The organism is Actinomyces sp. HMSC08A09, from assembly GCF_001807465.1.
GTDB lineage: Bacteria > Actinomycetota > Actinomycetes > Actinomycetales > Actinomycetaceae > Actinomyces > Actinomyces oris.
The window spans coordinates 1-6728 of record NZ_KV789078.1; the positions used below are offsets into that span (position 1 = coordinate 1).

At 65.6% G+C, this 6728-nt stretch carries 5 protein-coding genes; 3 read left to right on the forward strand and 2 right to left on the reverse strand.

From position 1 onward, the window contains the following. Positions 1-63: 63 nt before the first annotated feature. On the reverse strand, positions 64-687 hold the full coding sequence (locus HMPREF3165_RS00950; protein ID WP_009405978.1) for a superoxide dismutase: 624 nt from the start codon (positions 685-687) through the stop codon (positions 64-66). Positions 688-867: 180 nt separating this feature from the next. Here HMPREF3165_RS00950 and HMPREF3165_RS00955 point away from each other — a divergent pair, with 180 nt between their 5' ends. Next, on the forward strand, positions 868-1311 hold the full coding sequence (locus HMPREF3165_RS00955; RefSeq protein WP_004565060.1) for a hypothetical protein: 444 nt from the start codon (positions 868-870) through the stop codon (positions 1309-1311). A gap of 62 nt (positions 1312-1373) precedes the next feature. On the opposite strand, the gene HMPREF3165_RS00960 is transcribed toward HMPREF3165_RS00955, so the two are convergent. Further along, entirely contained in the window at positions 1374-3032 is a 1659-nt protein-coding gene (locus tag HMPREF3165_RS00960) for a DEDD exonuclease domain-containing protein (RefSeq protein ID WP_256274682.1), read from the reverse strand. Between the two features lie 188 nt (positions 3033-3220). Here HMPREF3165_RS00960 and HMPREF3165_RS00965 point away from each other — a divergent pair, with 188 nt between their 5' ends. Beyond that, positions 3221-4099, forward strand: coding sequence for a lysophospholipid acyltransferase family protein (locus HMPREF3165_RS00965; RefSeq protein WP_070510158.1), 879 nt, complete (start codon positions 3221-3223; stop codon positions 4097-4099). A 136-nt stretch (positions 4100-4235) separates the two neighbouring features. After that, a partial coding sequence (locus tag HMPREF3165_RS00970) for an ATP-binding protein (RefSeq protein WP_141744979.1) occupies positions 4236-6728 on the forward strand: 2493 nt, incomplete at its 3' end.

Below are 6728 nucleotides of genomic sequence, written 5' to 3' on the forward strand. Positions count from 1 at the left end.
TGGCCCGCACCCCGTGAAGGGGTGCGGGCCACAAGCCTGTGCGGCGCGTGTCCGGGCCGAGCGTCAGCGGACGATGAGGCCCTGGGCCTTGGCGACGGCGTCGGCCAGGCGCTCGGAGACGTCCTGCCAGTTGGCGATGTTCCAGACGGCCTTGACGTAGTCGGCCTTGACGTTGAGGTAGTCGAGGTAGAAGGCGTGCTCCCACATGTCCACCATGAACAGCGGGATGGTGCCCACGGGCACGTTGCCCTGCTGGTCGAAGAGCTGGAAGGTGACGAGCTTTCCGGAGAGGGAGTCGTAGGCGAGCACGGCCCAGCCCGAGCCCTGGATGCCCATGGCGGTGGCGGTGAACTGCGCCTGGAACTTCTCGAAGGAGCCGAAGGAGTCCTTGATGGCCTCGGCGAGCTCGCCCTCGGGCTGGCCCCCGCCGTTGGGGGAGAGGTTCTTCCAGAAGATGGAGTGGTTGGTGTGGCCGCCCAGGTTGAAGGCCAGGTTCTTCTCCCACAGGTTGATGGCGGCCAGGTCGCCGGACTCGCGGGCGGCGGCCAGGGCCTCCAGGGCGGCGTTGGCGCCGGCGACGTAGGCGGCGTGGTGCTTGTCGTGGTGGAGCTCCATGATCTTGCCGGAGATGTGGGGCTCCAGGGCGGCGTAGTCGTAGGGGAGCTCGGGAAGGGTGTACACGGCCATCAAGGACTGCCTTTCGGTGGGTGAGGTGGCTTCAGTCCCGCCTCAGCAGGGCTCGTTAGGACTGAAGTCCTGAACATGGTTCATGCTAGACGTGGCGCCGGAAGAGGGATAGGGAGCCCGCGTGTGATTACACTGACCGCGGAAACACTGCCGTCCGTACCCGTCCACGAAGGATCCGCTATGACCGACCAGGCTGCTTCCGCCCGTCTCGAGCTTCTCGTCTTCTCCGACGACGCCACCGTGCGTCAGGAGGTCATCGACGGTGTCGGACGCCGACCGGCCAAGGGCCTGCCACTGGTGAGCTGGACCGAGGCGGCCACCGCCGAAGGTGTGCGCATGGCCATCAAGGACCGCGAGAAGGAGGGCCAGGCGCCCTTCGACGCTCTGGTCCTGGACGCCGAGGCCAAGAAGCTCGGCGGCATGGGACTGGCCCACGAGCTGTTCACCGAGCTCGACGAGCGCCCCGCCGTCGTCCTGCTGACCGCCCGCCCCCAGGACGACTGGCTGGCCGCCTGGGCCAAGGCGGAGGTCGTCGTGCCCCGCCCCCTGGACCCGCTGAGCCTCCAGGAGGGCGTCGCCAAGGCCCTCACCGCCCGCCGCGGCACCGTCACCCCCGCCGGCTGAGCTCGGCTCCGCTGTCCCCGTCCGACGTCGGCCGCGCGGCGCTTGGCCCGCGCTCGGCGCCCTCACTCCTGCGAGGCCAGGACCTTGCGGTGGCGGGCAGCCGCACCGATCGGCCATGTGAGCACCGCGGGGTCGCCGTCGACCTCCACGATGCGGGAGCCCTCGTCCAGGACCCAGTCGGCCAGCAGGCTCGTCTCCTCAATGCTCGCCACCTCGCCGACACGGCCGGGTCTGTCAACGACCCGGCCGCTGGCGCGCAGCAGCTCAACGGCTGGGCGTGGGTCGGCACCCGGCGCGGTCGTCATGGAGCCGGCCAGCACGCCCCAGCGCACCACCACCAGTTCCCAGCCCCCGGCCTCTCGCCGTCGGGCCGCCATGAGATGCGGGCAGGCCAGCAGGGGCCGCACCCGCTCGGCCCGATCCACCGCGCGCAGCAGGCAGCGCAGGCGGCCCGTCCAGGTCCCGGCCTCCTCGTAGCGCTCGGCCCGGGACAGTTCCGCGATGCGCTCCAGCAGCGGAGCGGCCACCAGGTCGACCTCGCCCGACAGGCAGGCCAGCACCTTGGCCGGCTCAGCCGGGACGTCGTCGTGGCGCACCCGCCGCAGTTCGCGCCCGTCCCAGCGGCGCAGACGCAGCACCGACTCGGCGGCGCGCAGGGCCTCCTGGCCCCTGCCGCGTGAGGCGAAGGGGCCCACCGCATGGCCGACCTCCTCCGTGGGCAGCGCGGTGGTCAGCGCCAACCGCGGCTCGGCCCCCGGGCCCGAGCCCTGGGCCAGGTGAAGCCAGGGCCGGCGCCGCGGGGCCCGGGAGCGGCGGTTGACCGGCGGGTCGAGCTCGGCGATCATCCGCAGCTCGCGCACCCGCGCCTCGATGAGCGTGGGCGTGGCGATGTGCCGCACGCTCACGGTGGTGTCCAGCATCTGCGCCACCTGGCGGCGCTTCTCCGCGGCGGTGAAGTAGGAGCGCACCCGGCGCTTGAGGTCTACGGCGCTGCCCACGTAGAGCACCTGGTCGGCCGCCGAGCGGAACTGGTAGACGCCGGGGCCGCTGGGCAGGGCGTCAGCCAGGCGGCTCTTGGCCCGGCGCTTGGCAGGGACCGGGTCGGAGGCGGTGGCCAGGTCCTCCAGGTGCGTGACACCGAGCGGCGCCATGACCTCCAGGGCCGCGTGCAGCACGTCCACGGTGGCGCGCGCGTCATCCAGGGCCCGGTGCGTGGGACGGATCTGGGAGCCCACGAAGGCGGCCAGCGTCCCCAGCTTGTGGTTGGGCACCTCACTGCGGGTCCAGGCCTTGCGGGCCAGCGCCAGCGTGTCCAGCACGCGGGGCTCGGGCCACCCCAGGCCCAGGGCCGCCGCTGCGCCACGCAGGTGACCGACGTCGAAGCGGGCGTTGTGCGCGACGAGGACGACGTCGTCGGCCAGCAGGTCCGCCCAGTCCAGGAAGGCCTCCACGCAGGTGCGTACGCCGGGGGCGCCTGCCACCATGGCGTTCGTGATGCCGGTGAGCATGGTGATCTGGGCGGGGATGGCGACGCCGGGGTTGACCAGGGTGGAGAACTCCGCCAGCACCTGTCCGCCGCGCACCTTGACGGCCCCGATCTCGGTCAGAGAGCGAGCGCCCGGCGCCCCGCCGGTGGTCTCCAGGTCCACTACGACGAAGGTCGCCCGCTCCAGGGGCGTGCCCATGTCGGCGAAGGACACCTGGGTCCCGATGGTGCTCACGGTCGCAGGCTAGAGGATGGCAGTGACATGCATCCTCGCCGGCAGTCGGGAAGTCGGTGCGAGCAGGGTGGGAAGCACCCTAGAATCACCCCATACCCGAGCGGCACCGCCGGCTCCGGTGCCGTCCGTCTCCGATGGTGCAGGACCGTGTGGTGGCCGCCCAGCCAGCAGTTCACAGGAGGCCCCGCGTGGGATACGGACCCATCAAGGCAACAGTCGGCCCGGCCCTGGAGATGCTCTATCAGCCCTGGATCCGCGGCGAGGAGAACATTCCCGCCGAGGGCGCGGCGATCCTGGCCTCCAACCACCTGGCGGTCATCGACTCCTTCTTCCTGCCGCTGCTGGTGGACCGCGAGGTCGCCTTCATCGGCAAGGCCGACTACTTCACCGGCAAGGGAGTCAAGGGCTGGGCGGTGAAGAACTTCATGAAGACCGTGGGCACCATCCCCGTGGACCGTTCCGGCGGCAAGGCCTCCCAGGCGGCGCTCCAGGCCGGCATCGACCGGCTGCGCTCGGGACAGCTGTTCGGCATCTACCCCGAGGGCACGCGCAGCCCCGACGGGCGCCTCTACCGCGGCAAGACCGGCGTGGCCCGCATCGCCCTGGCTACCGGAGCCCCCGTGGTGCCCGTGGCCATGATCGGCTCCAACCTGGCCCAGCCGATCGGCAAGTCCATCCCCTCCACCCGCCACCGCGTGGGCATCGTCATCGGCGAGCCGCTGGACTTCTCCCGCTACAAGGGCCTGGAGAACGACCGCTTCGTGCTGCGCTCCATCACCGACGAGATCATGTACGCCCTCATGGCCCTCTCCGGCCAGGAGTACGTGGATCTCTACGCCGCCGACGTCAAGAAGGCCATGGACTCGGAGAAGAAGACCGCTGACGAGGTCGTCACCGAGATGCTCGCCGCCCAGGCGCAGGCCCGCCCCTCGGCGGCCCCCGTGGCCGCGCCCGGTGGCCGCCCCGCCCCCGAGGTCTCCGTGCCCGAGCCGCCCGAGGACAAGAGCGGCAAGGACAAGAAGAAGGACAAGGCCGCCGATGACGAGGCCGAGCCCGGCGCCGAGTAGGGGCACCGGGGGCCGCTGAGCCCAGTTGGGCAAGGGATACTGGAACACTGGACACCACGTTTCGGAAACGCCTGGGTGTGCTGCGGTAGAATAACGAGACTTCCCTCTTATTCGCACCACATGTCGAGGAGCGCCCATGGTGGCCACGGATCGCGACATTTTTATTGATATTGGCATATCCATCGCGAAACTGCTCCTTATAGCCTCCGGGCAGGGGGCGATCGCCGCAGCGGTTGGTGAAGGTGCCGGGCTGTTGACGAGGCTCCGTGGAATGCTGGAGAACGGCGGGAAGCGAGCCGTCTTCGCGGAAAAGATCGCCGACGACGCAGCAACGCAACTGCTCGGAGAGCATGAGGGGATCTCCGAGGCCGACTGGCATGTGGCAACCCGACAGGTGGCGTCTCTCATTGACCGGCTCTCGGAGAAGGACCGGCTAGCCGCGGGATACAACTGGAAAGAGTTGCGCTGGACTCTTCTTGACCTGGGTGGCACAGACCTGCGCAGCAGTCTGGCGGATGAATCGGCGAAGCAGGCTTTCAATTGGGTGCTCGAAGTGGCCTGCCGGCGTATATCCGACTGCTTCACTGAGAAGGAGGCACTGGCCTCTCTTCTTGAAAAGGTCGATGAGGTCCGTGCCGGAGTTCAGCGTCTCCTGGACCGTCCTGCGGGGGCCTCGCAGACAGATGACGTTGTTAATTACCATATTAAGATAGTCCGCGATCTCGCTCCAGACCCCCTGGAGGATCGAGAGCAAGAAATAGAGGAGCTGGAAACGTTCGTACGAGGCTCCGAGGACGCCTGGTACGCCCTGGAAGCCAGTATGGTCAGCGGAAAGACCGCACTCATGTCCTCCTTCGCCTTGAATCCTCCTGACGACGTGCACATCGTGTCCTTCTTCATTCGCCGCATCGGTGGCGACGGGAACGACAGGGAGAGTTTTGCGTTGGTCATGGGCGCGCAGCTTGGGAACATCCTTGGGTGCGAGTACATCGAAGACGTGTCTGAGGGGCGTCGGCCGGTAGAGTTCCATAAACTGCTGCGTCAAGCGGCAACGGCGTGCCGCTCCAGTGCTGTTCCCCAGACGCTCGTCCTCGTCATCGACGGACTCGACGAGGACTCCTACTTCGAGAAGTCGGATGGGCAGGATGCCAAGTCGATCCTCTCGATGCTGCCGAAGTGCCTCCCCGTCGGGGTGAAGGTTATTACCGCGGCTCGTCGCAATCCGCGTCTGCCGGAAGATGTCCAGTGTGACGCGAAGAGAAAGGTCGTTTCTCTGAAGCCCTCTCCGATCGCCGAAAAGTTCATCAATATCAAGGATATTGAGAAGTTCTTCAGGGCCTCTATGGCTGTGGATATCGTGGCATTCCTGGCGGCTTGCGGTGACGCCCTCACCGTGAAAGATCTGACAAAGCTCCTCGTGATGTATAGGGGACGGAAGATTCTCCCTCACGATGTAAGTATGTACGTGGATCGCTCGCCGGGGCGGATTCTGGATTCTGTCGACATTAGTGATTGCAATCATGAGGTCGTGGCATACCGAGTAGGTCACGACCTTGTGATGCAGGCCGTTATCAGGATGCTAGATCCGGACTCTTTTGGTGAGGGCGACGAGGCGGGTGATCTGAGGCGGTTGGCGGTGATCCGCGACAATGCCCTTGCTCCCTATCGGTTGACAATTCGGGAGTGGGTGGAGGAGTGTGCCGACAGGGGGTGGGGATGCAGTACTCCCAGCTATGTTTTGAGTGATCCATGTTTCGACCTCATGCTTGCTGGTAAAGAAGATGTTCTTCGTTCTGCTCAGATTGTTTTCCGTCGAGGTCGATATGAAGAATTGAAGCGTCGCTCTGGGAGCCGATCTTCCGTGTTGCGAACGATTGATAGGGGGTACTTCAAGGTGCTGGAGTTAAATTGCGGAGAAGTACCTGAAGGTGTGTTGGGGGCTCTTCTTGGGGTTGCAGAGCTCAGGAGTCATTTTGCTCGAACGGGGGCCTATCTTCCCGGATTGCTGGAGTTCTATATCCTACATTTTAATGCCACTCCCGAGGTTGTTTTGGATTTGGTGCTGTCTATTGATGATCCAATCTTTAGGGTGGGTGTACTTGAGGGGGTGGTGAAGGTCGCTATAGAATGTGGGCGCGCACGCGAGTTCTTGTCGTTACTTCCTGTTGTGGTTGATTCCTTGGCTTCTCGTCGAGATGTTAGCGATAGAAGTTTGCGTTTACTGGTGGATGTACTACTCATGTCTGTCGGCAGTGTGGTGGATAGCTCTAAGGTTGATGGCTTTGATTTAGAGGGGTGGATCAAAGAGATTGTTCTTTCTGCAAGAATGGAAGGATTCTTCCTTCCGTCGTGCTCTTCGCGTAGGGGTGGCGATGAGGGGAGTGAGGATGCTCATATGATCGGTCCTCTTCGTCTTGCTGAAGACATGGCTGTGCGGATCGAGGGGCCCTGGCTACGTGTGCGGGCTCTGGTGGAGGTGGCAGATGCTTTAGTCCGGGTGGGGGACGCTGAAGGAGCGCGGCGGGTCGCCAGGAATGCGGCAAACGCGGCCGAGCAGATTGAGAGCTCTTGGGAACGTGCGCATGCTTTGGAGGAGGTAGTGGGTGCGCTGGTCCGGGTGGGGGACGCT

Coding starts and splice junctions, on each gene's coding strand:
- HMPREF3165_RS00955 (WP_004565060.1), top strand. CDS start 868: ATGACCGACCAGGCTGCTTCCGCCCGTCTCGAGCTTCTCGTCTTCTCC.
- HMPREF3165_RS00950 (WP_009405978.1), bottom strand. CDS start 687: ATGGCCGTGTACACCCTTCCCGAGCTCCCCTACGACTACGCCGCCCTG.